This is a genomic window from Bradyrhizobium sp. AZCC 2230, assembly GCF_036924495.1.
Lineage (GTDB): Bacteria > Pseudomonadota > Alphaproteobacteria > Rhizobiales > Xanthobacteraceae > Bradyrhizobium > Bradyrhizobium rifense.
In genome coordinates this window covers 5720653-5745489 of the sequence record NZ_JAZHRS010000001.1, presented here as the reverse complement: position 1 = coordinate 5745489, position 24837 = coordinate 5720653, and the positions used below count along the sequence as shown (strand labels likewise).

23 protein-coding genes and 1 pseudogene are annotated in these 24837 nt (G+C 62.5%); 15 read left to right on the top strand and 9 right to left on the bottom strand.

The genetic code is table 11. The features are described from left to right. The first annotated feature begins 475 nt into the window (after window positions 1-475). Together V1280_RS27490 and V1280_RS27485 are read left to right on the top strand one after the other, a co-directional pair. A complete protein-coding gene (locus tag V1280_RS27490; protein WP_442895253.1) occupies window positions 476-2656 on the top strand; it encodes a putative bifunctional diguanylate cyclase/phosphodiesterase in 2181 nt (726 codons plus the stop codon). A gap of 570 nt (window positions 2657-3226) precedes the next feature. Continuing rightward, window positions 3227-4042 carry an RDD family protein gene (locus V1280_RS27485; RefSeq protein WP_334531452.1) on the top strand — a complete coding sequence of 272 codons (816 nt, stop codon included), beginning with the start codon at window positions 3227-3229 and terminating at the stop codon, window positions 4040-4042. Here the strand turns inward: V1280_RS27485 and V1280_RS27480 are convergent. Together V1280_RS27480 and V1280_RS27475 are read right to left on the bottom strand one after the other, a co-directional pair. Further along, window positions 3957-5123: an acyl-CoA dehydrogenase family protein gene (locus V1280_RS27480; RefSeq protein ID WP_334531449.1), complete on the bottom strand. Its 1167-nt coding sequence runs from the start codon at window positions 5121-5123 to the stop codon at window positions 3957-3959. The two genes, V1280_RS27485 and V1280_RS27480, sit on opposite strands and share 86 nt — an antisense overlap. 216 nt (window positions 5124-5339) lie before the next feature. After that, entirely contained in the window at window positions 5340-5804 is a 465-nt protein-coding gene (locus V1280_RS27475) for a GNAT family N-acetyltransferase (RefSeq protein WP_334531446.1), read from the bottom strand. Between the two features lie 78 nt (window positions 5805-5882). Here V1280_RS27475 and V1280_RS27470 point away from each other — a divergent pair, with 78 nt between their 5' ends. The 3 genes from V1280_RS27470 to V1280_RS27460 all read left to right on the top strand — a co-directional run bounded on the left by V1280_RS27470 (window position 5883) and on the right by V1280_RS27460 (window position 8326). Beyond that, window positions 5883-6542, top strand: a complete 660-nt coding sequence (locus V1280_RS27470; RefSeq protein WP_334531443.1) for an amidase family protein — start codon at window positions 5883-5885, stop codon at window positions 6540-6542. Further along, window positions 6539-7513, top strand: a complete 975-nt coding sequence (locus tag V1280_RS27465; protein ID WP_442895168.1) for an amidase family protein — start codon at window positions 6539-6541, stop codon at window positions 7511-7513. The genes V1280_RS27470 and V1280_RS27465 overlap by 4 nt, the downstream gene beginning before the upstream one ends. A 66-nt stretch (window positions 7514-7579) precedes the next feature. Then, window positions 7580-8326, top strand: coding sequence for a hypothetical protein (locus V1280_RS27460; protein WP_334531436.1), 747 nt, complete (start codon window positions 7580-7582; stop codon window positions 8324-8326). A 7-nt stretch (window positions 8327-8333) separates the two neighbouring features. Here V1280_RS27460 and plsY read toward each other — a convergent pair whose 3' ends face one another. Together plsY and V1280_RS27450 are read right to left on the bottom strand one after the other, a co-directional pair. Beyond that, entirely contained in the window at window positions 8334-9020 is a 687-nt protein-coding gene (gene plsY, locus V1280_RS27455; protein ID WP_334538437.1) for a glycerol-3-phosphate 1-O-acyltransferase PlsY, read from the bottom strand. A gap of 47 nt (window positions 9021-9067) precedes the next feature. Next, complete coding sequence (locus V1280_RS27450; protein WP_334531433.1) at window positions 9068-10009, bottom strand: alpha/beta hydrolase family protein; 942 nt, start codon at window positions 10007-10009, stop codon at window positions 9068-9070. A 220-nt stretch (window positions 10010-10229) separates the two neighbouring features. Here V1280_RS27450 and V1280_RS27445 point away from each other — a divergent pair, with 220 nt between their 5' ends. The 4 genes from V1280_RS27445 to V1280_RS27430 all read left to right on the top strand — a co-directional run bounded on the left by V1280_RS27445 (window position 10230) and on the right by V1280_RS27430 (window position 13793). After that, a complete protein-coding gene (locus tag V1280_RS27445) occupies window positions 10230-11267 on the top strand; it encodes a serine hydrolase domain-containing protein (RefSeq protein WP_334531430.1) in 1038 nt (345 codons plus the stop codon). 396 nt (window positions 11268-11663) lie between these two features. Then, window positions 11664-12080, top strand: a complete 417-nt coding sequence (locus V1280_RS27440) for an SRPBCC family protein (RefSeq protein WP_334531427.1) — start codon at window positions 11664-11666, stop codon at window positions 12078-12080. A 124-nt stretch (window positions 12081-12204) separates the two neighbouring features. Continuing rightward, on the top strand, window positions 12205-12633 hold the full coding sequence (locus V1280_RS27435) for a hypothetical protein (protein ID WP_334531424.1): 429 nt from the start codon (window positions 12205-12207) through the stop codon (window positions 12631-12633). A 32-nt stretch (window positions 12634-12665) separates the two neighbouring features. Beyond that, a complete protein-coding gene (locus V1280_RS27430) occupies window positions 12666-13793 on the top strand; it encodes a tetratricopeptide repeat protein (RefSeq protein WP_334531421.1) in 1128 nt (375 codons plus the stop codon). Window positions 13794-14062: 269 nt separating this feature from the next. Here the strand turns inward: V1280_RS27430 and V1280_RS27425 are convergent, their stop codons facing one another. Both V1280_RS27425 and V1280_RS27420 read right to left on the bottom strand, forming a co-directional pair. Next, window positions 14063-14923 (bottom strand): L,D-transpeptidase, encoded by an 861-nt coding sequence (locus V1280_RS27425; protein WP_334538436.1) that lies wholly within the window; start codon window positions 14921-14923, stop codon window positions 14063-14065. A gap of 125 nt (window positions 14924-15048) precedes the next feature. Further along, window positions 15049-15294 (bottom strand): hypothetical protein, encoded by a 246-nt coding sequence (locus V1280_RS27420; protein WP_334531419.1) that lies wholly within the window; start codon window positions 15292-15294, stop codon window positions 15049-15051. 427 nt (window positions 15295-15721) lie between these two features. Here V1280_RS27420 and V1280_RS27415 point away from each other — a divergent pair, with 427 nt between their 5' ends. Further along, window positions 15722-17122, top strand: a complete 1401-nt coding sequence (locus V1280_RS27415) for a TAXI family TRAP transporter solute-binding subunit (RefSeq protein WP_334538435.1) — start codon at window positions 15722-15724, stop codon at window positions 17120-17122. A gap of 64 nt (window positions 17123-17186) precedes the next feature. On the opposite strand, the gene V1280_RS27410 is transcribed toward V1280_RS27415, so the two are convergent. Continuing rightward, a complete protein-coding gene (locus tag V1280_RS27410; protein WP_334531416.1) occupies window positions 17187-17687 on the bottom strand; it encodes a peptidoglycan-binding domain-containing protein in 501 nt (166 codons plus the stop codon). A 399-nt stretch (window positions 17688-18086) separates the two neighbouring features. Here V1280_RS27410 and V1280_RS27405 point away from each other — a divergent pair, with 399 nt between their 5' ends. The 4 genes and pseudogenes from V1280_RS27405 (at window position 18087) to V1280_RS27390 (ending at window position 22077) form a co-directional block, all read left to right on the top strand. After that, on the top strand, window positions 18087-18776 hold the full coding sequence (locus V1280_RS27405; RefSeq protein ID WP_334531413.1) for an aspartate/glutamate racemase family protein: 690 nt from the start codon (window positions 18087-18089) through the stop codon (window positions 18774-18776). A 189-nt stretch (window positions 18777-18965) separates the two neighbouring features. Beyond that, window positions 18966-19433, top strand: a complete 468-nt coding sequence (locus tag V1280_RS27400) for a RidA family protein (RefSeq protein ID WP_334531410.1) — start codon at window positions 18966-18968, stop codon at window positions 19431-19433. A gap of 40 nt (window positions 19434-19473) precedes the next feature. Next, window positions 19474-20911 (top strand): annotated as a pseudogene (locus V1280_RS27395) (IS1182 family transposase). 719 nt (window positions 20912-21630) lie between these two features. Further along, window positions 21631-22077 carry a methyltransferase family protein gene (locus V1280_RS27390; protein WP_334531407.1) on the top strand — a complete coding sequence of 149 codons (447 nt, stop codon included), beginning with the start codon at window positions 21631-21633 and terminating at the stop codon, window positions 22075-22077. Between the two features lie 361 nt (window positions 22078-22438). On the opposite strand, the gene V1280_RS27385 is transcribed toward V1280_RS27390, so the two are convergent. Continuing rightward, complete coding sequence (locus V1280_RS27385) at window positions 22439-22945, bottom strand: phasin family protein (protein WP_334531403.1); 507 nt, start codon at window positions 22943-22945, stop codon at window positions 22439-22441. Window positions 22946-24360: 1415 nt separating this feature from the next. Here V1280_RS27385 and V1280_RS27380 point away from each other — a divergent pair. Next, window positions 24361-24573, top strand: a complete 213-nt coding sequence (locus tag V1280_RS27380; RefSeq protein WP_334531400.1) for a hypothetical protein — start codon at window positions 24361-24363, stop codon at window positions 24571-24573. 89 nt (window positions 24574-24662) lie between these two features. Here V1280_RS27380 and V1280_RS27375 read toward each other — a convergent pair whose 3' ends face one another. Further along, window positions 24663-24836, bottom strand: a complete 174-nt coding sequence (locus V1280_RS27375) for a hypothetical protein (protein WP_334531397.1) — start codon at window positions 24834-24836, stop codon at window positions 24663-24665. Window position 24837: the final 1 nt, after the last annotated feature.

The window sequence follows — 24837 nt, the reverse complement described above, 5'->3', positions numbered from 1 at the left end:
TCCATCACGACATTGCCATCCATGGCACGACCGACATGTCCTGCCCCGCCGCGATCGATGTTTTCGACGAGACCATCCCAAGGTCGCATACTAGCCGGCGGTTTTTTAACGACCCGATAACTCTATCTCGCGTTGACCAAAATTCGTGCGCGGAACGAGATGCACTTGCCTCCTGCATGCAAGCAAGCCTGGTTCCGGAACTGATTCATGGAGACTGCGCGTTTTTGCATCTCCTCTTCGTCCGATCGCGACGCGGGAATGGGTTCGACACGCCTGCTGACGACATTCGCGCCTCGCAAACAGGCAAAACGGTCCGGCGCTCGGCCGGCGTCTCCGTGACGCCGCCGGCCAAGATTACTTTCTTTTCATAGACTTGCCCCAAGACTTGCAGCCTAAGACTTGCGGCCGCTGGGCGTGGCTAGGATGTGTGAAGTTGAGTTTGGGGTCCAAAAAAACCGGAAAGCGAAAGCAGGGCGTGCTCGCCAAGGCTGGCGCCAAGGCTGGCCGACAGCCGCGCAAGCCGCGATTTGCGCGCGCGCCCCGTCCGCCCGCCGAACGCGACCGGCTCGTGCAAAGCCGTGCGGAAGCTGAAGCCGCCATCACCGAGGCGCGCAAATCGCATGAGCGGCTGCGCCAGGCGGTCGACCTGCTGCCGCAAGGCATCGTGATCCTCGATCCCGAAGGCCGCTACGTCCTCTGGAACAAGCAATATTCCGAGATCTACAGCAAGACCGCCGATCTGTTTGCCGAAGGCGCGCGTCTCGAAGACACGCTGCGGGTCGGCGTTGCCCGCGGCGACTATCCGGAAGCGGCCGGCCACGAGGACGAATGGATCGCCGAGCGGCTGCAAAAGCTCTACGAGCCCGGCAAGCGCCACGAGCAGACGTTGTCGGACGGCCGCGTCATCCTGATCGAGGAGCGCCGCACCGATGACGGCGGCGTCGTCGGCTTGCGCGTCGACATCACCGAATTGAAGCAGCGCGAGGCCTCGTTCCGCCTGCTGTTCGACGGCAATCCCGTCCCCATGATCGTCTGCGCGCTGGACGACGAGCGCATCCTCGGCGTCAACGACGCCGCGATCGCGCATTACGGCTATAGCCGCGCCGATTTCGAGAAGCTGAAGATCCGCTCCCTGCAGGCGTTCGACAGCGAGCCGCCCTGGACCACCGATCGGTCCAGCGAGGAGCAGGCCGCGCGGACCTGGAAGCACGTCAAGGCCGACGGCGCGCTGATCGATCTCGCGATCTATTCGCGCGAACTGACCTATGACGAGCGGCCCGCGGTGCTGCTCGCGCTGATGGACATCACCGAGCGCAAGCGCGCCGAGGCGCGGCTTGCCTTCATGGCCCAGCATGACGGACTCACGGGACTACCCAACCGCAATCGCCTGCGCCAGACCATGGACGAGATGCTGCAGCATTCGCGGCGCGGCTCCGAGAAGGTCGCGGTGCTGATGCTCGGGCTCGACAATTTCAAGGCGGTCAACGACACGCTGGGTCACGCCGTCGGCGACAAGCTGCTGCGCGGCGTCGCCAAGCGCCTGCGTTCGACGCTGCGCGAGGAAGACGCGTTGGCGCGGCTCAATTCCGACGAGTTCGCGATCGTGCAGAGCGGACTGACGCGGCCCGAGGACGCCGTGATGATGGCCAAGCGTCTGCTGGAGGCCATCGCCGATCCCTATCTGCTCGACGGCCATTCCGTGGTGATCGGCGCCTCGATCGGCATCGCGATGGCGCCGGGCGATGGCGATGAGTCCGAAAAGCTGCTCAAGAGCGCCGACATGGCGCTGTCACGCGCCAAGCTGGATGCGCGCGGCACCTTCGCCTTCTTCGAGGCCGCGCTCGATGCAAGAGCTCAAAGCCGCCGCAAGATCGAGGTCGAGCTGCGCGACGCGATCCAGAACGACGTGCTGCGCCCGTATTATCAGCCGCTGGTCGACCTCTCGAGCGGTCGCATCACCGGCTTCGAGGCGCTGGTGCGCTGGCCTCATGCCGAGCGCGGCATGGTCTCGCCGGCCGAGTTCATCCCGGTTGCCGAAGAAACCGGCCTGATCAATCCGCTCGGCGGCCTGATGCTGCGCCGCGCCTGCCTCGATGCTGCGACCTGGCCGGACGACGTCCGTGTCGCCGTGAACCTGTCGCCGCTCCAGTTCCGCAGCGGTAATCTGCTCTCGATAGTGACGGACGCGCTAAAGCATTCCGGACTGCCGCCGCGGCGGCTCGAGCTCGAGATCACCGAGACGCTGCTGCTGGAGAAGAGCGCCCAGGTGCTGGCGACGCTGCATGCGCTGCGCGCGCTCGGCGTACGCATCTCGATGGATGATTTCGGCACCGGCTATTCCAGCCTCAGCTATTTGCGCAGCTTCCCGTTCGACAAGATCAAGATCGACCAGTCCTTCGTCCGTGATCTCGGCGCCAATCGCGAGGCGCAGGCGATCATCCGCTCCATCGTCAGCCTCGGCAAAGGCCTCGGCGTCATCATCACCGCCGAAGGCGTCGAGACCGAGGCCGAACTGAGCTGTCTCCGCACTGAAGGCTGCGACGAGGGCCAGGGCTTTCTGTTCAGCAAGGCCCGGCCGAATGCCGAGATCATCAGCCTGCTGACGGCGCAGCGGGGGATTGATGCCCCGGATGAGGATGCTGCGCTGGTGGCGTGATAGGCGTTGGAGCGCGCTGCCCTCTTACCTCGCCCCGCTTGCGGCAGGGCAATCGCATATGGAGTGCACGAGGCAGCGGCATCGGCACTGGTGCTCCCTCTCCCGCTTGCGGGGGAGGGCTGGGGTGGGGGTATCTCCGCGTCGGGATTGTCGCGGATTGCGGAGAATGTCCCTGCGTTGCGAGAGCCCTCACCCGCCACGCTCTGCGAGCGCGTCGGCCTCTCCCGCAAGCGGGAGAGGCGGAGCAAGCCCGCACAATCTTCGTAAAACCCATATGCGATTGCCCTGTCGCGCGCGGGAAGAGGTCGGATCGCTCTTGCGATCCGGGTGAGGAGGTACAGGTCTATCGACGATCTCACGTGTGGAGAGAGGCCCCTCACCCCAACTCTCTCCCCGTAAGAACGGGGCGAGGGAGCGTACCTTCATTGCGGTCGCAATCTCGGGAGATCATCAGCCTCTTGAAGGCGCGACGCAGCGTAGATACAACCTGCGGCGAGATCGCTGGCTGGTGGCATGATCCGACCTCCGCCATTGTCGGGCGTCTGACGATTGAGCCGGAGACCAGCGCCTATGAGCCTCACTGCGCCGACCGCGCCTGACATGCCGCGCTATGCACGGTTCTCACGGCGGCTGCGCGCCATGTTTCTCGACTGGACCCTGGCGATGGCGTTGATGTTTGGCGCCTTGATGGTGGCGAGCAACGTCGAGAGCGATGTCCTGGCTCGGGTCCTGGGCGCTGTGGTCGTTCTGATCCTGCTGCTGTACGAACCGGTGCTGGTCTGGTGTGGCGGCGGCACGCTCGGTCACGCCTGGACCAATTTGCGCGTCGTCGCCGATGATGGCGGCAATCTGAGCCTTGCCAGGGCGCTCGGACGCTTTGCGCTGAAGAGTCTGTTGGGCTGGTACTCGTTCCTGACCATGGTGGCCACCCGCCGCAATCAGGCGGTTCATGATCTCCTGACCCACTCGACCGTGCAGATTCGCGATCCGGCCAAGGCCAATTCGGGGCAATTCATCACGGAGCGGAGCGAGGACGATCCGGCGATGCCCTCGCGGCTGCGGCGCACGCTCGTGACGGCGGTCTATCTCGCGTTCGGTGTCTTGCTCTATTTCGGCGTGCTCGCCGCCCTCCTCCAGGGCGGTATCTTGACCCCGCGCCTGCGTCAATCACGGCATTTGCTCGGGAGGCGACCGTATCGTCGACCTCGCTGCCGCCGCGGCGTGGCTCGTGATGATCGCCGTCGTCATCGGCATGGGCTGGCGAGGCCGCCTGTTCGGCGCACGCAAGGCGTAGACGAATTCAGCGGCCGGCGTCGACGCCGCTCGCAAGGATCGCCTTCCCCTCATCCTCATAATGCGTGTCGCGGGCCTGGATCTGCTGGGTGATCGCGTGCATGTCGCGAAAGCGTCGCTCGAACGGATTGCTGCGGAACACGGCGGTGGCGCCGGCCATGTGATAGGCGGTGTCGACCACCTTGGCCGATTGCTGGATGGTCCAGGTCGCCGCGAGGCGAACCGCGCTGCGATGCGCCGGGCTGAACGTGCCCGTCGCAGAGAGGTCGCGCCACATCGCATTGGCCGTCGCATAGAGATAGGCGCGCGCGGCGCGCAGATCCCCCTCAGTGCGGCCGATCAATCCCTGGACCGCCTGGTTGTCGCGCATGGCGCTCGCCGCAAGCGACTGATGCTTTGCGCGCGCCAGTGCGATCGCCGCATCCAGCGTCGCGCGCGCGACGCCGAGTGACACTGCGGCGAAGCCGAGACTGTATGTTGAACCAGTGGGGAGCCGGTAGAGCGGGCCGGGCTCGCGCAGGGCGCTCGGCACGTCGCGGAACACGGCAAAGCGATCGGGAATGAAGAGGTCTTTCACCTCGTAGGAATCGGTGCCGGTGCCGGCGAGCCCGATCGCCTGCCAGACGTCGTGCATGACGGCGCTTGCGAGCGGGAACAGGATGGTGCGCATCTCCGGCGCGCCATCGGCAGTCTTCCGCGGCGTGCCGTCGGCATTGGCGATGCGGACATGCGCCCCTAACCAACTCGCCTGCCGCGAGCCCGAGGCAAAATCCCAGCGTGCAGTGACGCGGTAGCCGTCCTCGACCGCGCGCGCCTCATGCGCAACCGCGCCCCAGGCGAGAATGCCGGGCGCGGTGTTGAAGATCTCGTGTGCGGTCTCGTGGTCGAGTGCGGCTGCAATCATCGCGCAGACGCTGTTTTGGCCGAGGCACCAGGCCGTGGACGCATCGGCCTTCGCGATCTCCTCCAGCATCTGCATGAAAATGTCAGGCGGCGCTTCCGATCCGCCGAGGCTCTGCGGCAACAGTGCGCGATAGAGCCCGTTCCCGATCAGCGCGTCGACGACGGAAGGCGTCAGCCGCCGCGTCCGCTCGATCTCGCCTGCCTCACCCGCAATCAGCGGCGCGATGGCCCGCGCCCGCGCGACGAGATCGATTCCGACAGTTGCGTCCATGTCCGCGGTTCCTCGCCCATTCTGGTGTGAGCGGTGAAATGCGATGGTGGTCTATTTCGTGACAGCGATCAAGATCACAGCCCGGCGCTTGACTTGCAGACCATGATCCTCGATCTCGCGATCTCCCGTAGCCCGGATGGAGCGTAGCGAAATCCGGGGCTTTTGCACCTCACGGCGTCGAACCCGGATTGCGCTGCGCTCCATCCGGGCTACGGACTATTTGATGGAGAGGTCGAGCAGCCGCTCCATGATGATCGTGCGCTCGTCGCCGTGATAGCTGTCGCGCACGGACTTGAACCCTAGCCGGGCGTAGAACGTTTCGGCGGTGACCGAGGAGGGAACCGTCAACACAGGAATGTTGCGCGAACGCGCGATGTGCTCGACCTCTGCCATCAGCAGCTTGCCGATCCCGCGGGCCTGGACGTCGGGCGCGACGAACACGGTGCGGACGACGCTGCCGTCGAGGCTTGCCGTTCCGACGACGCGGTTGTCGATGGTGGCGACCAAGACGGTGCGTTTTGCGACCAGTGCCCGCACGGCGTCCGGGCCAAAACTCTGCTCGATCCTTGCGATGATCTCGTCGGTATAGTCCTTTGCATTGCTCTCGCGCAGCGCGCGCAGGATGACCGCGCTGATGTCGGCGGCGTCATCGTCGAGCGCAGGCCGGATCGTGCAGTCCATGGGCGCTCCTGATCTGCTTGCCGCGCAAGCGAGATAAATGCTACGATCTGTAGCATATCTCCATCCAAGAGGCACGTCATGAAGAAGCCTGCCGGTCGCGCTGCGGCTGCTGTCCGCGCTGCGGCGCCGCCCGAGCTGAGGCTCGAAGACGCGCCGATGAGCGACATCATCGATGTCCTGGCCGGCGGGCAGGTCACCGCGACGGCCCTCGCAAAAGCCTATCTCGCGCGCATTGCGGCCTACGACCGCCACGGGCCGATGCTGAACTCTGTCCGCGCGCTCAATCCGGATGCGCTCGCGCTCGCTGCCAAGCTCGACGGCATCAAGCCATCGGCCAAGCGCCCGCTGGCCGGCGTGCCGATCCTGCTGAAGGACAACATCGCAACCTCCGACAAGCAGCCGACCACGGCGGGCTCGCTGGCGCTGGAAGGCGCGCGCGCCAAGAGAGACGCCACGGTCGTCAAGCTGCTGCGGAAGGCCGGCGCGGTGATCCTCGGCAAGGCGAATCTGACCGAGTTCGCCAACATCCTCGCGATCGAGATGCCCTCGGGCTACTCGTCGCTCGGCGGCCAGGTGAAGAACCCCTACGTGCCGGCGCTGATGGACGATAAGGGCATTCCGATCGTGGACCCGGGCGGATCGAGCTCGGGTTCGGCCGTCGCCGTCGCGCGGCCGGCCTGTGCGCAGCCTCGATCGGCACCGAGACGTCGGGCTCGCTGTTGTATCCCGCGAGCATGAATGGGCTTGTCACCGTTAAACCAACCGTTGGCTTGATCAGCCGCGCCGGCATCGTGCCGATCGCGCACAGCCAGGACACCGCGGGGCCGATGACGCGCACCGTGCGCGACGCGGCGATACTTTTGAACGTGCTGGCGGCCGAGGATTCGCTCGATCCCGCGACCAAGCGGCAGCGGCGGCCGGCCGATTACACGGCGGGCCTCTCGCGCGATGCGATGAAGGGCGCGCGCATCGGCGTGCCGAGCGACCCGACCGATCCGCTGAACGATCGCTACTACGGCAAGCTGCAACCCGGATGGGCCAAGGTGATGACCGAGGCGATCAAGGTGCTCGAGGATCTCGGCGCCGTCATCGTGCGCGCCAGCATTCCGACGCGTGGCTGGCTCGGCGGTCCCGGCACCGGCATGGCCGTGCTCAACCGCAACCCGCTGAGCGAGAACAAGGGTAATCCGACGGGGTCGCCGATCGTGTTCCTCTACGAGCTGAAGTACGGTCTCAATCTCTATTTGAGGAATTGGGCGACCAATACCGACATCAAGACCATGGCCGACATCATCGCCTTCAACGCGGCGCATGCGGAGAAGGCGTTGCGTTTCGGCCAGGACCTGTTTCTCGCAGCCGACCTCACCAAAGGCGATTTGAGCGAGCGCGAGTACAAATCGGCACGCGCGATGGACCTGCTCGCCGCCAGGACGCGCGGCATGGACGCCTACATGAACCAGCACAAGCTCGACGCGGTGCTGTTTCCCGGCAGCAGCGGCTGCGTGATCTCGGCGAAAGCGGGCTATCCCAGCGTCATGGTGCCCGCAGGCTTCGTCTCCGGCGCCGGCGACAAGGAGACGCCGGACTATCCGCTCGGTGTCAGCTTCGCTGGGCCCGCCTGGAGCGAGCATAAGCTGTTGCGTCTCGCCTATGCTTATGAGCAGGCCTCGAACATGCGCAAGCCACCTCCGGGGCTGCCGGCGCTCTGAACCTCTGCGGCACTATCGGCGACCAACAACGGCCATTGTTACGAATATCGCCGTTCGAGGCCTGCCATGCCGATTGTCAGAATTCTCCTGGTCCTGCTCGCGTTCGCCTCGCCCGCCTTGGCGCAGGACGGCATCCACGAGCTGGCCGCCGCGCGCGATGCCGCGAAGGCTTTCAAGGTCTACGTCGATGGTGTCGCAAAGAAAGGCGAGCGGCCCGATCTGACCCGGCCGGACGTCGCAGCCCAGCTCGGCCACGTCTTCGATCTCGCCGCGCTCGCCGCGCTGCCGCCCCCGGAGGCGAGCGACACGAACTGGCTGCCGGACTGGTTCGACGCCGCCAACCAGACCCACAAGCTGTTCATCTTATACGGCGCCAAGCCGGGGCCGCAGCCTGATCTGGTCGCGCTCCAGCGCAATATGACCGAGTATGGCGACCAGTACGCGATAGCGGTCAGCTTCATGATCCGCGGCATGGCCCGCGAGGCGGTGGCGGGCCAGATGTTCTGGAACGAGCTTCCGCCGGAGCATCGCACTCGCATCCGCGAGGAGGGGTTCGCGGGCGTTCGCAAGAACAGCGCGCTCTTCATCCTGTCCACGGTCTGCGCGGCGATCCAGGGCGCCAGCAAGCCCGCCAACGCCCGCCTGGTGGCGGCTGCGCTCCGCGACACGCGCGAGGTCTGGGCGAGCTTTCTGCTGCCCCAGGATCGGGCCCGCGTGATCGCTGAGCTCGCCGACCTTCCGAAATGGGCGCCCGACGAGATGGCGCGCGCCGACCTCGCCACCTTCACGGCCGCGCTTCAGGCGGTGAACTGATCTCGCATCAGACCTGCGCTTCGGCTTTCACGTCCGGGCTGCTTTGGCCCAGCCGCGGCTCGGTCCCCGCCAGCAGCCGTTGAATGTTGGCGCGATGGCGGATGATCACGTAGAGGCCGCCTGCGATCACCAGCAGCCGATAGGGCAGAGAGTGCGCGAAACCGCAGACGAGGACGATGGCCGTTACTGCCGCGAGGATCGAGCTGAGCGAAACGATCCGCGCCAACGCCAGCACGGCGCCAAACACCGCTGCCGTGCCCAGTCCCACCGGCCATGACATCGCCAGCAGCACGCCGAGCCCAGCTGCTGCGGATTTGCCGCCCGTAAAGTTCAACCAGATCGAGCGGCCATGGCCCAGCAGCGCGGCAATGCCGGCCAGGCACACCGCCCATGGCACCCAGACTTCCAAATCGGACGCCGTCGGCGGTGTTGGGGATAGCGCCGCATAAAGCCAGGGACAAAGCCAGCGCGCAACGAAGATGGCGGCCACGCCCTTCAGCACATCGGCGATCAGCACCACCAGCGCAGGCCATTTGCCGAGGGTCCGCAACACATTCGTGGCGCCGGTGGATCTGGAGCCGTGCTCGCGAATGTCGATGCCTCGAAGCAGTTTTCCTGCCAGATAGCCCGAAGGGATCGAGCCGAGCAGATAGGCGATCACCAATCCAGCTGCGCCTGCAATCCAGAAAGCCATCGTTTTGTATCCGACGGGTGTTATGTCCAGTGCCCGCAAGCGCTGTTTTATCGCCGACGTTGCTCGATCGCCAGATGATCGCGAAGAAAGCTCACGATGCTCGCGTTGAGCTCTTGATGAAACGCGGTTCGGTCGAAGCCCGGCGGATCGGTGCACAGCCGCGGTAGTTCGGCCGCGAATTTCTCCGTGCAGGGCGCCAGGAAGGCAAAATGACCGGCTGGGACGACATGAACCGCCGGCTTGCCCGGCAGGCTGCTCGCCGTCAGCACAACATTTTTGGGATCGACACCGCCGCCGCCCGATTGCGATCGCCAGATCAGCAGGGGAATGTGCACGTCGGTCAGTCCGTCCGCAGAAAACATGAAGTTCAGCGCCGTGTCGGCGAGCACCGCAGCGCGAATGCGCGGGTCGTGCGGCGGCTCGGGCGGAATGTCGCCGCGGCGAAACTGTTCGCACCCCAGCGACTTGTTGCTGTCGGTGCAGAACGGCGCGATCCTCTCGAAGTCCGGCTTGGCGCCCGCCAGGATCAAACCCGTATAGGCGCCGGCGGAAAAGCCAAAGAAGCCGATCTTGTCGGGATCGATCACCGCGCGATCGCGCCAGTCGTTCAGCACGAAGTCCAGCAGGCGGATCGTATCGGCCGGGCGTGCGGTGATGTTGTACAGGCTTTCGCTCTGCGAACGGTCGGCGCCGTTGTCGCCGCGATAATTGATGGCCGCGACGACAAAGCCGGCATCGGCGAGCGCCTGCGCGGTGTCATCATGTCCGCCGAACCAGCCGCCGCGACCGTGGGCGACGATGACGAGCGGCAGCTTGGTCCCCGAGACGGGACAATCCATCACGCCTTGCAGCGTGTCGATGAAATTCAACGTCAGCCTGCCGAGCGGCACCGGCTGCGGCTCCGCCGCGCAAGGATACCAGATGGCGCCTGCCAAAGTCGGGTCGGTGTTCAGAAGCTGGAGACCCGCCGCTTGCGCGGACGAGGCCATGCAAAAGAACCAAGCGAAGCAAAACCAAATTAGCCGGCGCATCGATGCCGCTCCAAAAATGTGGCGTTGACCTAGTGGATCAAGATGGCCGGACTGTGTTGTATTCAAGCGCCTGCCTACAATGAAGGCTCTTTCAGAGCCTGCAACGCCGCAAAACGGTCACACAGAGAACGGCATCCTAGGGTTGCTCGACGTGGGCAATAGTGGGAGAGAGCCTGACATGCGGACATGGATCGCCGTCGTTGCAGCCGTGTGTGCGTTCGCCTCAAGTCCCATCGGAGCTCGAATTGCATTCGCGGCCGAGCCTGCATCCGGCTGCGGCATTCCGCAGGACATCCATGACGGATGGACGATGAGCTCGCCGGACAAGCAGGGGCTGAACGCGGCGCTGCTCTGCGCGATGGACGAGGGCATCAGCGGCGGCAAGCTTGCCAATGTGGACGACATTGTCGTCATCAGGCATGGCGTGCTCGTCTACGAGAGCTACTACGATTATCCGCATCAGCTCAATTATGACGCGACCACGCGGCACAACGGTTATTCCATGACCAAGAGCGTGGTCTCGCTGCTGGTCGGCATCGCCATGGATCGCGGCCTGATCAGGGATCTGGACGCTCCAGCTTTCTTTTATCTTCCGGAGAATACCGATCTCCGCATGCTCGACAAGGATCCCGTGACCCTCCGTCATCTGCTGACGATGTCGGCGGGGGTGGGCTCCGACAGGATTCCCGGTGCCACCTTCCGCTACAGCGACACCGAAACCGAACTGGTTGGCGCAATCCTGAAAAAAGTCACCGGCAAAACCGTCGACGTCCTGGCTCAGGAAGAGATCTTCACGCCGCTCGGCATCAACGACGTCGAATGGCTTAAATCGCCATTCACCGGTGATGCCATGTCGAGCGGGGGATTGAATCTACGCCCCCGCGACTGGGCCAAGATCGGCCAGCTTGTTCTCAATCGCGGCGCCTGGGACGGGAAGCAGATCGTTCCTGCGTCCTGGGTCGATCAATCGACGGCCGAGCACATCAAGACCGACGAGGCGGCGCTCGGCTATGGTTTTCAATGGTGGGTGGGGCGTTCGCCGGACAAGGACAGCGGCGTTCAATGGGCCGCCGCGCTCGGCTTCAATTCACAGAAGACCATCGTCATCCCCGCGCTCGACATGGTCGTCGTCTTCAACGCGTCCCGGCGATCCAGGAACATGGTCGCGCCCGAGCTCGAGCTGCTGGATCGATACATCGTGCCTGCGACGGACTGACGAACAAGCCGTCGGTCTAGGTGTCCACTAAGACCACCGCCCCGCAGTCGGCGCACTGTAAAACGGACACGGCGTGCTGTTCGCCCAACGGCATGATACGACCGCGCTCGAACGCGTGCCCTTCGCACTTGAGGCATGTTGCCGCGGCCATCTGAAACCCCTGGAAAAGCCCCTTGCTGACGCTAAAGCCTGTGCGTGTCCTTGGGGCCGAATGATACGAGCATCCAGGCCTCCTCTCCAATATTTTTTTTCGCATTGACGGCCCGGCGATGTCGGCATGGACCTGTCTCGTTCGTCCTTAGGCTAGACACGTCCCGGACGTGCTGGACATGGACCCCGCACTCGTGACGTGATGTCGTCATCTCGAGCCGTCAAAATCGAACCGGAGCAATGCCCATGAGGATCACCGTCGAAACCAGCGTCGCCGCCCCCATCGATCAGGTCTGGCGTGCCTATACGACGCCTGCCGACATCGTGAAGTGGAACGCCGCGTCGGACGACTGGCATACGACCAAGGCGACGGTCGACCTGCGCGAAGGCGGCGCGTTCTCGTCCCGCATGGAGGCCAAGGACGGCAGCATGGGTTTTGACTTCGCCGGCACCTACACGACGATCGTCGAGCACAGACTGATCGAATATGCGTTCGGCGATCGCAGGGCCGAGGTCGAGTTCGTGCCCGGTCCGAAGGGCGTCGTCGTCCGCGTCGTGTTCGATGGCGAGCAGACGCACTCGGTCGAGCAGCAGCAAAGCGGCTGGCAGGCGATCCTCGACAATTTTGCGCGATACGTCGAGGCGAAGCAGAAGGCGTCGTAAGGGCGCGCAGACCACGCGATGGAGGCGGAGCCAAATGCAGCGGCTCCTCCTCCGCCGATGGAGAGGAGGATGGCGCGCAGTCGCGACCTGTGCCAGCGTGCTCGCTGGCGCCGAGCCTCTTGTGATGGCCGAGCAAGAAACGGCTAACCACGTTGCGACGGCCGCAGAGGGGCAGGCATGGAAAGGCCAATCAACCAATGATAGCATGCCCTTCCTGAGACCAACCAAGGGGACTATCGTGCCTGGAATGACCAAGCTTCGCTCTTGGTTTCTGCCCGTCGCTGTGTGGATCATTCTCGTCGGAGCTTTCCTCGCCTGGTTTACGCTCACACCTCGCGGTGGTGTGCCGTACTGGTTGGTGAGTCTGATTGTGTCCTGGTTGCCCTTCCTGGCGCTGGTGGGCGTCTGGTTCTGGTTTTCGCGCAGGAATGGGCGCGCCTCATCCGGAGCGAGTTGGGTCGATCTCTTCGAGCAGCAGATCGTCGAAACCCAACGCACGAACGCGTTGCTGGAGAGGATCGCGATGGCTCTTGAAAAGCCGTCTGCCGGTTAGCTCGAACATTGGTGCATCGCGGGGAGAAGAGGATGCGCTCAGCGATTTCCGCGCATGTCTGGCTGGTCGCCTTGGCATTCGCAGCAACCGTTGCTGTCAGCCGACCGGCGGCAGCGGACGATCGACAGGGCTGTTTGCACGGATCGACGGAAACCGCTGAAACGACCATCGCCGCCTGTACCCGCGCGATCGAAAGCGGAGACTACGATGACCAGGACCTGTCCAACCTGTATCATGCGCGTGGCTATTCTTGGTCGCGAACAAGCCTCGCCGATCGCGCCGACCGCGCCTTCAAAGACTACACCGAGGCGATCCGGCTTTACCCGAAAGCCGTTAGCTCATTGCTCAACCGGTCGCAGATCTACAATCAACGGCATGACTACGACCGGGCGATAGCGGACGTGAACCGGGCGTTCGAAGGCGGCCTGTCGGACTATGGAAGGCGAATCGGATACGGCGAGCGCGGCTACGCCTATCAGGCCAAAGGTGACAACGGGCGGGCCATCGCGGACTATACCAACAGCCTCCAGCTCGACGCGGACAACAATGCCACCCGCACCGCCCGAGGCAGCGCCTACCATGCCATAGGCGATCTCGATCACGCCATCGCTGACTACGACCATGTGATCGCGCTTTATCCGAAATATGCGCTGGCCTACTACGACCGCTGCCTCGCATACAGGGAGAGGGGCGACCTTGATCGCGCCATCGCCGACTGTAGTCAGGCGATCGCGCTCTATCCGCCATACAGGGACGCCTACTATTATCGCGCCTACTCTTATCAAGCCAGGGGTGACGTCGACCGCGCCATCGCCGACTACGATCAGATCATCGCGCTCTATCCGAACGAAAGCGACGCCCATAGCAGTCGCGCCAGCGCGTACCTGTCCAAGGGCGATTTCCGCAGCGCCATCGCTGACCTCGGTCAGGGGCAGGCGTTATCTTGGCTCTTCACTATTGTCCTTTTCGCGGTGGCGGGCTGGCTTTGCTCCCGAATAGGCGTGCATGCGTGCCGGCGGTGGTCTGGGCGAACGATGATCGAGGTTTGCGAACAACAGGTCGTCGATATGCAGCATAGGAACGCCGCCCTGGAGAGAATCGCGGCGGCTCTGGAGAACGCGCGAATGATCGCCGGGACCACATCGATGATACGGCGGTGAGGCACCCCAATCCAAGGAAGCATCGATCCATTCGACGACTCCACTGGAGTCCGGATCGCGCGGGTATTGCATGGACGCTGGTGTTGGCAATCATTGCTGTCACCATCTTCGCGGCCGTTGCGGTTTATTACCCTTTCCTGCCACAGCGGAACGCCAATGCGGGCTTTGGACCTGACTGGGATTGCATACCTCACCCCAGCAGCGAACCCACCTGCATCAAGAAGATCGGCCGATAAATCAGCCTATATGCTGGAGGACAGAGGATCGAGTTACTGGACCTCGGCGACCTTCGGTCCGGATGACGGCATCTGCGCGTTGGTTGCCGAGGGCCGGTTCGACGGCAATGCCGGGTCCGGCGATCGGAAAGCGGCGTCGGGCGGCGCGCCTTGGGGCGGACGACGGGCAGCGGCTGGCGGAAGCACGATCACTTTCGCTCCGACTTTCACCCGCTCGTAAAGGTCGACGACGTCGTCATTGGTCAGGCGGATACAGCCGGACGACACCCGCTTCCCGATCGTATCGGGCTTGTTGGTGCCGTGAATTCTAAATTCGGTCTCGCCCAGATACATCGCCCGGGCGCCGAGCGGGTTGGTGGGACCGCCTGCCATGAACCGCGGCAGGTAAGGCTGACGCACGAGCATCTCTGCAGGCGGACGCCAATCCGGCCATTCGGTCTTGCGGGCCACGGTCTGTTCACCGGACCATGTGAAACCTTCGCGGCCGACACCGATGCCGTAGCGCATCGCTTGCGCGTCGTTCAGAACGAAATACAGGAACGTGTTCCTGGTATCGATGATCACGGTGCCCGGCGCCTGGTGGCTGGCGTAGTCAACCACCTGCCGGACAAGCGCTCCGGGACCGTCAGCGGCCTTTGGTGGTTCGATCAGGGGCGCCGGGGTTGGAATCGGGGACGGAGCCGGCGCTGATGCGTGAACTGGAGTTGCCACGTAAACCGGGGTTGATGATGCCAAGGCCTCGTGCGCGGGCGGCTTCCGCATCGATGGCACGCTCGCCGGGCGAGACAGCAAACTGTATCCCAATGCGGCGACGGCTACGGCGCCAATTGCAACTCTCGCGGCCATTGGTACTGCGAGCGCTTCTGCCTTTCCACGTTTGGCCCGCTTACCCATGTCTTCCCCCAGATCACTATGCCTGGAAGAGGTACCCAGCAAGTTTTAACAAACTTCGAAGCGATCGCACTCAGGCTGGAACCATTAAACGTCGTTAACGCCTCCTGCCGAACATTTCGGCCCGCTCAGCAACCCCGGCAAATTCCGCTGATCTTGCGGTCGACACTGGCATCTTCCTGATCGAGGACATCCAGCGGTCCCATGGTCGTTGCGGGAACGTCGGCCGCGTGAGGCTGGCGGTGGCCGACCGGCGCGGTCCACGGTTTGGTGGTGGTTTCCCTTCCAGCCACCGACGGACGGAACGATTGCGCCGACACGGCGCCGATCGTCGAGACGAGTGCGAACGCAACCAGCAGCTTCGAGGTGATCATGAATGCCTCCGGATGGCCTCCACGCGAGATGCGCGGTTCTGACATTCAGATTGGCATCGAAGACTGCCTATTCCCCTCGTCGCGGAGGCGTGATGCCGCGGTCGCGAAGCCGTCCGGCTCGGCGCCTGCTCAAACCGGCGCTTTGCGGCCGATCAGGCCGAACACGAGAATCCAGAGCCCCGTCCGATTCCATCGGAACGGAAACGGCTCGGGCATCCCGGAATACCGGGGGGAACCGCAACGGTCTCGCGCTTACGATAGCCACGGGATATACGACACCGCGACCAGCAATTTATATCGGTCGGCCGCCAAAGCTCGCGCTTGTGCCGGGATACAAGTGCTGCTGCCCGGACGTTATCTTCCTTCGGAAGAAGGTGGTATTCTTGCAAGGCAGGCAGCGATCCTGATCTCCGACCGGCAACGGCAAATGTCCTCTTCTGATGCGCAGATGAAAGTCACTGACGCAGCCCGCCGCGGGCGGAGAAGGACGAAGAGCCTGCTGCTGATTTTGGCCGTTGGATTTCTTGTTTTTGGAGCCGCCACGGGCACACTGTTTTATGCGCTGCGGCCGGTCACGCTCCGGATTGCCGTCGGACCGCCGGGAAGCAACGATCACAAGGTGATTGAGGCAATGACCGCGGCCTTCGCCGGCGAAAGCAGGACTGTGAGGTTGTCGCCGATCGCGACTGCCGGAGCGGTCGAAGCTCTCGCTTTACTGGGTGCCGGCAAGGCCGACCTTGCTGTCGGTCGTGGCGATCTGGAGATGCCGGCCGACGCGCAAATAGTCGTCATCCTGCGCAAGAACTTCGTCGTGCTGTGGTCTGGCTCGGGGCTTGCAGGCAAGGGCTCCAAGAAAAAGCCGGGGCCGAAAATCAAGGAGATCGCCGATCTCGCGGGGCACAAGGTGGGCGTGATCGGCACGACGCCGGCGAACGCCGCGTTGCTGCGGGTCATCCTGAGCGCCTCCGGCGTGGAGGCGGACAAGGTCACGGTGACGCAGTTTGGCACGGGCCAGATCGAGAATATGGCGCGTGACCCCTCCCTCGATGCATTCATGACGGTCGGTCCACTCGACAGCAACATAACCTCCGGCGCGATCGCCGCGACGGCTCGCGCCCATGGCGAGCCAAAGTTTCTCGCGATCGATGCGTCGGAAGCCATCGCCCTGAAGCACCCGAGTTACGAATCGGAAGAAATCCCGCCAAGCATTTTCAATGCGAACCCGGCCTGGCCGGATGACAAGGTGGACACAGTCAGTGTCAGCCACTTGATCGTGGCACGGAAAGCTTTGTCCGAAACAACGGTGGCGGCATTTTACCGGCAAGAATTCGCTCTCCGGCAGGCGATTGCAAAGCAAGTGCCTGGCGCTGCGCAAATTACCAAGCCGGACACCGAGAAAGAAGGCGAGTTGCCGATACATCGGGGAGCGGCAGCCGTGATCGACGGGACTGAACGCACCTTCCTCGACAAATATGGCGACTATTTCTGGTTCGCGCTCCTGCTTCTCTCCGGCATTGGTTCGGCCGGCGCCTGGTTGCGCCAATATTTGAATCGGGACGACAGGGACGAGAATACCAGCCATCGCCATCAAATTCTGGCCATGGTTTCAAAGGTGCGGACCGCGGAATTCGACCACGCGCTGCTGGCCATGCAGCAGGAGGTCGACACCATCATTGCGGAAACGCTCGACTGCTACGATGGCGGCTTGATCGAGGAGGAGGAACTGGCAGCGTTCGGCCTGGTGCTCGAACTGTTCAATCATGCCATGGTCGAGAGGCGTGCGGCCTTGCAAGCGGCCCCGTCGAACCTGCTCGCCGCGCGGCGGTGAGCACGGCGTCGCGCCTGCGCCAGTCATCGCGCCGGGTGGATGTCCGGCACTACGATTTGTCCGGTTACCTGCGTCCGAACAGTCCGCCCACGACGCCGCCAATCAGTCCACCCGGGCGGCCACCGCCGCCGTGACGGTGAGCACCACCCCCACCGTGACGATGGGCCGGGCGTCCTTCATCGGATTTGTCACTGCTGCTGGAGCCCGCGTGCGCTGCCGAGACCGACTCGGTCAGTAGCGCCTGATGCTGTAGCGTGTTGAGGAAGCCCGTCTTGGGATAGCCGCGTGCTGCCTGCCAGCGGGTTATGACGGACCGGGTCGCCTCATCGAAACGTCCGTTGACCTTGGTGTCGAAGCCGAGACGGGTCAGCCGGCGCTGCACGTCTCGACGCCTTCCCTTGTCGAGGCCCACCTGATCTTCGGTTTCCTGAGTTGCCTCCTGGGCATTGGCCGCCGGATCGACGGATGCCACCAGTTCGCGGTCGGCCGTGCTGGGTCCGGCTTTGGCAACATCGGCACCGGCGAAAAGTCCAAAGACCGACAATGCGATGATGAAGGCACGCAATGGCTTCTTCTTCCCTGATCTCAGAGCCTCTCAGTGATTTCGACTTCGAGGGCCGATGTCGTGCAACTGCTGTCTGGGTCGCTTGTTCCTTATGACGCGCCGGAATGTTACGCCGCATGACACTGAGACTGCCCAACAGAGAGGGCAGTTGCGCCCGACTCTATCCCCGTCACCCTGAGGTGGCCGCTTCTTCAGCGGCCCTCGAAGGGCGACGGCCCGGCTGCCGCGTCCTGGCCGCTCATCCTTCGAGGCTCAGCTTCGCATCGCAAGCTTCCTCCAGCGACAATGGCTTCGCCATTGCGCGGGGATGACGGGGTGACAGTTGTGATGGGTTGTGCCATGGCAAGCCCCGAAGTCCTCGTCTACGATCCGATCGAGCCACTTTCCGGAGACGCCTAGATGCAAACCATCGGCCTGATCGGCGGCATGAGCTGGGAGAGCACCGCGCTCTATTACAAGCTCATCAACGAGCGCGTCCGCGACCGCATGGGCAAGCTGCATTCGGTGCCGCTGCTGCTGTACTCCTACGACTTCCAGGAGATCAAGGAGATGCAATATGCCGGCCGCTGGGCCGAGGCGGCGACGAGCCTTGCCGAGGTCGCGCAGCGGCTCGAAAGCGCAGGCGCCGGTGCGATCGTGCTGTGCACGAACACGATGCACAAGCTCGCGCCCGATATCACCTCGAAGCTGACCATTCCCTTCATTCACATCGGCGACGCAACGGCACAACGCATCCGGGCCAAGGGATATCGGCGGGTCGGGTTGCTCGGCACCAAATTCACGATGGAGGAGGACTTCTACATCGATCGTCTGCGCGCGCATGATCTCGATGTCCTCGTTCCTCCCCCTGAGGCGCGCGCCGACGTGAACCGCATCATCTACGACGAGCTGTGCCTTGGCGTCGTCGCCGAACCCTCGCGCCGCCGCTATCAGGACGTGATGGCCGCGCTCGTCGCGCGCGGTGCAGAGTGCATCATCCTCGGCTGCACCGAGATCACGATGCTGGTGGGCCCGGACGACACATCGGTCGAGACGTTCGACACGACGGCCATTCATGCGGAGACAGCGGCGGATTTCGCGATCGGGTGAGGGCGGCGCCGGCGGACGTTCGATGCTCGTCTGAAGTCGAGATTTCGGCGATGTCCGATCTGGGAGGAGCGTTCGTTGTCTCGCTGACGGGTATGTCGGCTATGGGCGATAGGCTGATTTTCCCCTTGCTGGCTTTCTGCTCTACTGGTGGTGACGCCGCTGATTGGCGCGCTGGCCAAGGGAGCTCTCATGAGCCGAACGATGCATGTTCCTATCGGAATCTTCGATAGCTCACGCTACGGTTTCGCGCAGGTTGCTACGGTCCCCACACCGTTCGGCAACATTGTGCATGTGTCCGGCCAGGTTGCCTGGGACGCACATCAGAACGTCATTGGCGCCGGCGACATCGGTCGTCAACTCGGTAAGAGCCTCGAAAATCTCAGCGTTGCACTGAGATCGGTTGGTGCGAACCTCGATCAGGTCGGTGCGTTGCGGCTCTACATCAAGCAAAGTCATATGCACGAGGGAGAAGCCATCAGCGCCGCTCTCAAAGTGGTGTTCGGCGATAACCCGCCGTGTACAACCTGGATTGGAGTGCCAAGCCTCGCCAAGGACGAGTTCCTTATCGAGGTGGAGCCTTCTGCGGTGTTCCTTGCGAGAAGCGTCTGGATGTCGGCCTTGGGGCCAGGCCGTGTGAAAACGCTCTGTTTTCCGTGATTCGCACGATAAGATTCCCGGTGACTTTGCGGGGCATCTGATGAAGCGCTTTGTTGAAGGGTTGGATCGCGGGCAGAGCACGATGTTTCCGGCATCGCTCGACGATTATGTAACCGAGGATAACCCGGTGCGTGCGGTCGACGTGTTCGTCGACGGTCTCGATCTCGATAAGCTCGGGTTTGTCGGTGTCCAGCCCCTCGATACCGGCCGACCCAGCTATCACCCCGGTGTTATGCTCAAGCTGTACATCTACGGCTATCTTAATCGGGTTCCGTCGAGCCGGCGCCTGGAGCGGGAATGCCAGCGCAATATCGAGATGATCTGGTTGACCGGGCAGTTGACGCCGGACTTCAAGACCATCGCGGATTTCCGCAAGGACAATGGCAAGGCCATTCGTGAGGTCTGCCGCGAGTTCGTCGCGCTGTGCCGCAAGCCTTGATCTGCTTGTTGCAGCGAGCGTCGCCATCGATGGATCGAAGTTCAAGGCCGTCAATGCGCGGGACAAGAACTTCACCGAGGCGAAGATGAAGCGGCGTCTGGAGCGGATCGACGAGAGCATCGCCCGGTATCTCTCACAGCTCGAGACCGCCGATCGACACGGCGATGCGGTGCCGGAGGCGAAGGTTGAGCGATTGAATGGAAAGATCGAGAAGCTCAAGGAGGAGATTGTCCGGCTCAATGCGATCAATGCGGAGATGATGAAGAGCGAGGACAAGCAGATCTCGCTGACCGATCCTGACGCACGCTCGATGGCGACCAGTGGCAAGGACACCGGCATCGTTGGCTACAACGTGCAAATTGCGGTTGATACGCAGCATCATCTCATCGTGGCTCACGAGGTGACTAACGTGGGCACCGATCGCCACCAACTCGCCAACATGGCCGGACAGGCGCGCGGCGAGATGGCTGTCGAGGCGCTCGAAGTCGTGGCAGACCGCGGCTATTACGATGGTGAGGAGATCAGGGCCTGCGAGGAAGCCGACATCACGGTGACGTTGCCGAAGCCGATGACTTCGGGCGCCAAAGCTGCTGGCCGCTTCGGCAAACAGGACTTCGTCTATGTCGCCGCCGACGATGTCTATCGCTGTCCCGCCGGCGAGCGGCTAACTTATCACTATACGAACGTAGAGGACGGAAAGACACTGCGCCGCTATTGGACAAGCGCCTGCAAAACCTGCGCGCTAAAAGCTCAGTGCACGACAGGCCCCGAGCGCCGCATCTCACGCTGGGAGCACGAGGTCGTTCTGGAGAAAGTTCAGAATCGGCTTGACCACAACCCCAATGCAATGAGGGTTCGCCGTCAGACAGTGGAGCATCCGTTCGGCACGATGAAGTGTTGGATGGGGGCAACGCACTTTCTCACGAAAAAGCTGCCAAAGGTGGCCACCGAAATGGCGCTCAACGTGCTCGCCTACAACATGAAGCGCGTGATGATGATCGTGGGCGTAGGCGGATTGCTGGAGGCGATGCGGGCGTGAGGCCGGACTCTGCGCGACCAAATCAGCGTCTATATGACGCTCCTGGTTGCCACTGAGATGACAGGGAGTCGATTCCACCGAATTAGAAGCTAGGCGGTGCGAAATGCGCCAAAGCGCGCCCCAAGTTGCGGGATTTTCACACGGCCTGGGGCAAGAGCTGACATGAGCCCGTAGGATCGGCAGAGCGACATGTCCGCCGTACACGAAGAACGTAGGCGGCTGGCGGGGCGCAGCCCAATCAACGAAGGCGCGGACGGTGTCCTACAGTCCGAAGCCTCTGCTGATGTCCCGCATGAGCCGAAGCGCGGCCTCAGCGCGTAGGATGGGTTGAGCGAAGCGAAACCCATCAAACATCGTCATCGAGCTGACTAGAATTGCCAGATACTCGCTCCGCCCGTCAGGCGATGGGTTTCGCAAGAGCTCAACCCATTCTACGCGCTCGCTTCGCCTCTCCCGCTTGCGGGGGAGGCCGACGCGCTCGAAGAGCGTGGCGGGTGGGGGCTCTCTCCGCGCAGGGAATCCCAACGTGGATGCACCCCCACCCCAGCCCTCCCCCGCAAGCGGGAGAGGGAGCGCAGTGCCGATGCCGCTGGACCTCGCTCCTCATATGCGATTGCCCTGCCGGCGCGCGGACCCCAAAGCGGACAAAGTCTTGCTGTAGCGAAACGCGACGACGCAAGTGATGACGATTGAGCGTTTCATCCGGTTGGGCCTCGACCATGGTCAAGCTTCCTCCACCGATCTGGACGTTGATCTACATCCTTCTCAGCGCGGCGTTGAGCTGGTGGCTTGGCTGGCTGGAGTTCCCCGGCCTGCCGCTTCCGCCGCTGGGAATCGCCTTGGTGGTGATTGCGTTCGTTTCCCCGGTGTGGGCTTTCGTGCTTTTCCAGCGCGAAGGTACCGAAATCGAGCCGACGTCGCCGACCAACCGCAAACTGGTCACCAGCGGTCCCTACCGGTTCACCCGCAATCCGATGTATCTGGGCCTCGTCCTCCTCGCTCTGGGCATCGCCGTGTGGGTCGGCGCGTGGCCAATGTTTATCGCGCCCGTCGCGGTCTTCGCGACGGCCAACTGGGTGCACATTCCCTTCGAGGAAGCCAAGATGCGCCGGCAATTCGGCGCGGCTTATGACGACTATGTCGCGCGAGTGCGACGCTGGGTGTGAGCAGCCAGCGCGTAGGATGGGTTGAGCGAAGCGAAACCCATCAAACATCGTCATCGAGCTGACTAGAATTGCCAGATACTTGCTCCGCCCGTCAGGCGATGGGTTTCGCAAGAGCTCAACCCATCCTACGAGCTACGAGCTGTTCGCCGATAAAGTTGGCAAACTGGCCACAATCAGGTCCAGCGTTGCTTTGGGTCACTCGCACACCTCAACCGACAGCCTGTCAGATGTCGGTTGGGGGTCAATGGTAACTGCTGATTCCGGCTTCCTCCCGGTGAGCCCAACTCGCCTAGCCGAACGCAAGCAAAACGTCGTCGCCGCGCTGCGTCCATCCATTTGCCGCAGCGGGCACGGCTTGCTGTCATTGTCCAGGCCGAACCGGAAGCTCCCGGGACGCATCGATGCGCCAGAACGGATATGCAGCCATTTCTTTCGCATGCTGCCCGAACATGTCGATCTGTCTGCTTGTAAACTCCGTAATGACGGTGAAAAATTCCGTAGGCGACCTGGTCGCCGCAAGCCTCAGGCCGAATTCAAAAGCAAATTGCCAGTTGGCGTGGGCTATCTCAAGAAGTTTCGCTTGATAGGCCTGCACGTTTACCGTCGCCAAAGCGAGGCCTTTCGTTGGATCGCTATCCGTCATCCTCTGACTGAGGTCAGCTGGTAACGGATCCACCCGCGTCTCGATGAAGGGAGCATCCTGTTTTGGATCGTGCTCAAGAGGCGATTCAATCGAGGCTGCTGCAACAGAATTCGACAAATTGGCTTTCGGGCTTCTAACGACGTCCTGCTTGTTCTGTTGGGCCTGCGCAGCCTTTTTCGGATTGCGGACGCGCTTTGACCCTGTGGTCAGTTTGCTTTTGCTCATCTGACGCTCCACGAAGGTGGGGGGCACCACAACGGACATTTCTGAAAAGACAACAGACATTGCGATGTGACGTTCCAAGCCCCCGGATTTGCAGGAGTTCCGCGTGAACTGAGATCGATAGCGCGTTCTGGAAGTCGACCATGATTTTAGGTAGCAACACCAACCAACGAACGTCCGGCTGGCGATCCGACAGACCACCCCCAACTGCGATCTGAGAACAGCGCGTAGGATGGGCTGAGCGAAGCGAAGCCCATCAAACATCGTCATCGAGCTGACTAGAATTACCCGGGTGCGCCACCCGTAAAATTCCCAAGTGCTGTCCCCTAGCTGCAGTCGTTAAGTGGTGCAGGTCGTGGGGCCGCACCATGAAAACACCGAAGCCAAAGCAATGGGCCGAGCAGGAGATTCGGCGGTTGGTCGCGCTGGCCCGGCGGGGCGTTGGCGCATCGAAGATAACCGCGGAATTGGGCCGCCACGCCGGATCAGTCAGGCGAATGGCGCGAACGAAGGGAATATTGTTGAAGAAGTAGCGGCCGTGGCGGGGCGCAGCCCGATCAACGAAGGCGCACGGACGGTGTGCTACAGTCCGAAGCCTCTGCTGATGTCCCGCATGAGCCGAAGCGCGGCCTCAGTATTGCGACCGTTGAACAGCGCTCCATCAAGCTGGGAAAGGAAGCCCATTCCGAATAGCGCTATAGCGATGCCTCTAATCATGGTTGTGGACCGGGTTGAACGATGCTGTGAAAGTTCAAAACGGCCCCAGCCGCAGGATGGGGTAACAGCCGGGGCCGGCATTCCCATTCCAATGTGCCGCAATCGGCGGTGAGCAGCGGCACTCATCAAGTTAGGCACACAGAAGCTAACAAACTATTTTGTTTCGCAATCACTCCGCGGGTGCCGCGGCCGGTTGTGTGATACTGCGCGCTCCAGGAAGCGGTGAGCAAACTGAGCAGTGGTCAACATGATCGAGCGCCGCATCATTGGCCAAATGCTCCCAATACTCAGCTTCGGCGAGCAGTTTCCAACTTCGATCAGGATGACGCGTGGCTGTCTGACGGCACAACACTGCCATCGCGCGCAGGCGACCTGCAGTATCCATGTGCTCCTCCCATTATTTATTCTTGTTGATTGCAGCCTATTTTCTTTTTTTGCGTCGGAGTCATTACGATTATGACGCAAAACTAATTTTCAGCCACGAAGAGCGCTGCGACTTCATTACACCTTCAAATCGCGTTTCGCGCACAACTGGTGCAATTGCAAAGGATGTACCGACGCGCTTCCCCGTACATTTACGGCGTTGAGCATTCATCGTCCGCGGCATCCACCTCGGATTGTTTTTATGCCGCCCAAATTTTCAGACGAGCGCGCGTGAGCGCTAAAGCCATGATGGCGACGATTCTCCAGAACCACGCGGCGTGCATCCGCCGACTTCATCAGCCTATGAAGTGATCATCGAGCAGTTGGTCGAACAGCAACTGGAGCTTAGCTTGGTCGCCCGCGGCGCGGAGTGCGTCATCCTCGGCTGCACCGAGATCACGATGCTGGTGGGCGCTGCCGATACATCGGTCGAGACGTTCGAGACGACGGCCATTCACGCGGAGACAGCGGCAGATTTCGCGATCGGGTGAAGGCGGCCTCTTTGCGGCTGGCAGATGATTTTTTGGCAATCGGGCTCGGGCGTTTCGGATCCGAGACCCGGCAGGTGTCCGGTAGCGTGCTAATCCGAAGTTGAATTGGCGCCCGGCGTTGGCGATACTTGCGACGACTGCTCGCGCTGCTGCTGCTGCTGGACCACCTCTTCGGGCCAACCATGCGCACGCAGGCGATCGGCATTGATCTTTCCGAGGCTCGTCTCGGGGTCATGCACGATCACATTGTCCGCAATTCGCATG

Excerpts from the sequence above, each read along its gene's own strand:
- V1280_RS27485 (WP_334531452.1), top strand. The coding sequence starts at position 3,227 with ATGAGCCTCACTGCGCCGACCGCGCCTGACATGCCGCGCTATGCACGG.
- V1280_RS27480 (WP_334531449.1), bottom strand. The coding sequence starts at position 5,123 with ATGGACGCAACTGTCGGAATCGATCTCGTCGCGCGGGCGCGGGCCATC.
- V1280_RS27475 (WP_334531446.1), bottom strand. The coding sequence starts at position 5,804 with ATGGACTGCACGATCCGGCCTGCGCTCGACGATGACGCCGCCGACATC.
- V1280_RS27470 (WP_334531443.1), top strand. The coding sequence starts at position 5,883 with ATGAAGAAGCCTGCCGGTCGCGCTGCGGCTGCTGTCCGCGCTGCGGCG.
- V1280_RS27465 (WP_442895168.1), top strand. The coding sequence starts at position 6,539 with ATGAATGGGCTTGTCACCGTTAAACCAACCGTTGGCTTGATCAGCCGC.
- V1280_RS27460 (WP_334531436.1), top strand. The coding sequence starts at position 7,580 with ATGCCGATTGTCAGAATTCTCCTGGTCCTGCTCGCGTTCGCCTCGCCC.
- plsY (WP_334538437.1), bottom strand. The coding sequence starts at position 9,020 with ATGGCTTTCTGGATTGCAGGCGCAGCTGGATTGGTGATCGCCTATCTG.
- V1280_RS27450 (WP_334531433.1), bottom strand. The coding sequence starts at position 10,009 with ATGGCCTCGTCCGCGCAAGCGGCGGGTCTCCAGCTTCTGAACACCGAC.
- V1280_RS27445 (WP_334531430.1), top strand. The coding sequence starts at position 10,230 with ATGCGGACATGGATCGCCGTCGTTGCAGCCGTGTGTGCGTTCGCCTCA.
- V1280_RS27440 (WP_334531427.1), top strand. The coding sequence starts at position 11,664 with ATGAGGATCACCGTCGAAACCAGCGTCGCCGCCCCCATCGATCAGGTC.
- V1280_RS27435 (WP_334531424.1), top strand. The coding sequence starts at position 12,205 with ATGGCCGAGCAAGAAACGGCTAACCACGTTGCGACGGCCGCAGAGGGG.
- V1280_RS27430 (WP_334531421.1), top strand. The coding sequence starts at position 12,666 with ATGCGCTCAGCGATTTCCGCGCATGTCTGGCTGGTCGCCTTGGCATTC.
- V1280_RS27425 (WP_334538436.1), bottom strand. The coding sequence starts at position 14,923 with ATGGGTAAGCGGGCCAAACGTGGAAAGGCAGAAGCGCTCGCAGTACCA.
- V1280_RS27420 (WP_334531419.1), bottom strand. The coding sequence starts at position 15,294 with ATGATCACCTCGAAGCTGCTGGTTGCGTTCGCACTCGTCTCGACGATC.
- V1280_RS27415 (WP_334538435.1), top strand. The coding sequence starts at position 15,722 with ATGTCCTCTTCTGATGCGCAGATGAAAGTCACTGACGCAGCCCGCCGC.
- V1280_RS27405 (WP_334531413.1), top strand. The coding sequence starts at position 18,087 with ATGCAAACCATCGGCCTGATCGGCGGCATGAGCTGGGAGAGCACCGCG.
- V1280_RS27400 (WP_334531410.1), top strand. The coding sequence starts at position 18,966 with ATGAGCCGAACGATGCATGTTCCTATCGGAATCTTCGATAGCTCACGC.
- V1280_RS27390 (WP_334531407.1), top strand. The coding sequence starts at position 21,631 with ATGGTCAAGCTTCCTCCACCGATCTGGACGTTGATCTACATCCTTCTC.
- V1280_RS27385 (WP_334531403.1), bottom strand. The coding sequence starts at position 22,945 with ATGAGCAAAAGCAAACTGACCACAGGGTCAAAGCGCGTCCGCAATCCG.
- V1280_RS27375 (WP_334531397.1), bottom strand. The coding sequence starts at position 24,836 with ATGCGAATTGCGGACAATGTGATCGTGCATGACCCCGAGACGAGCCTC.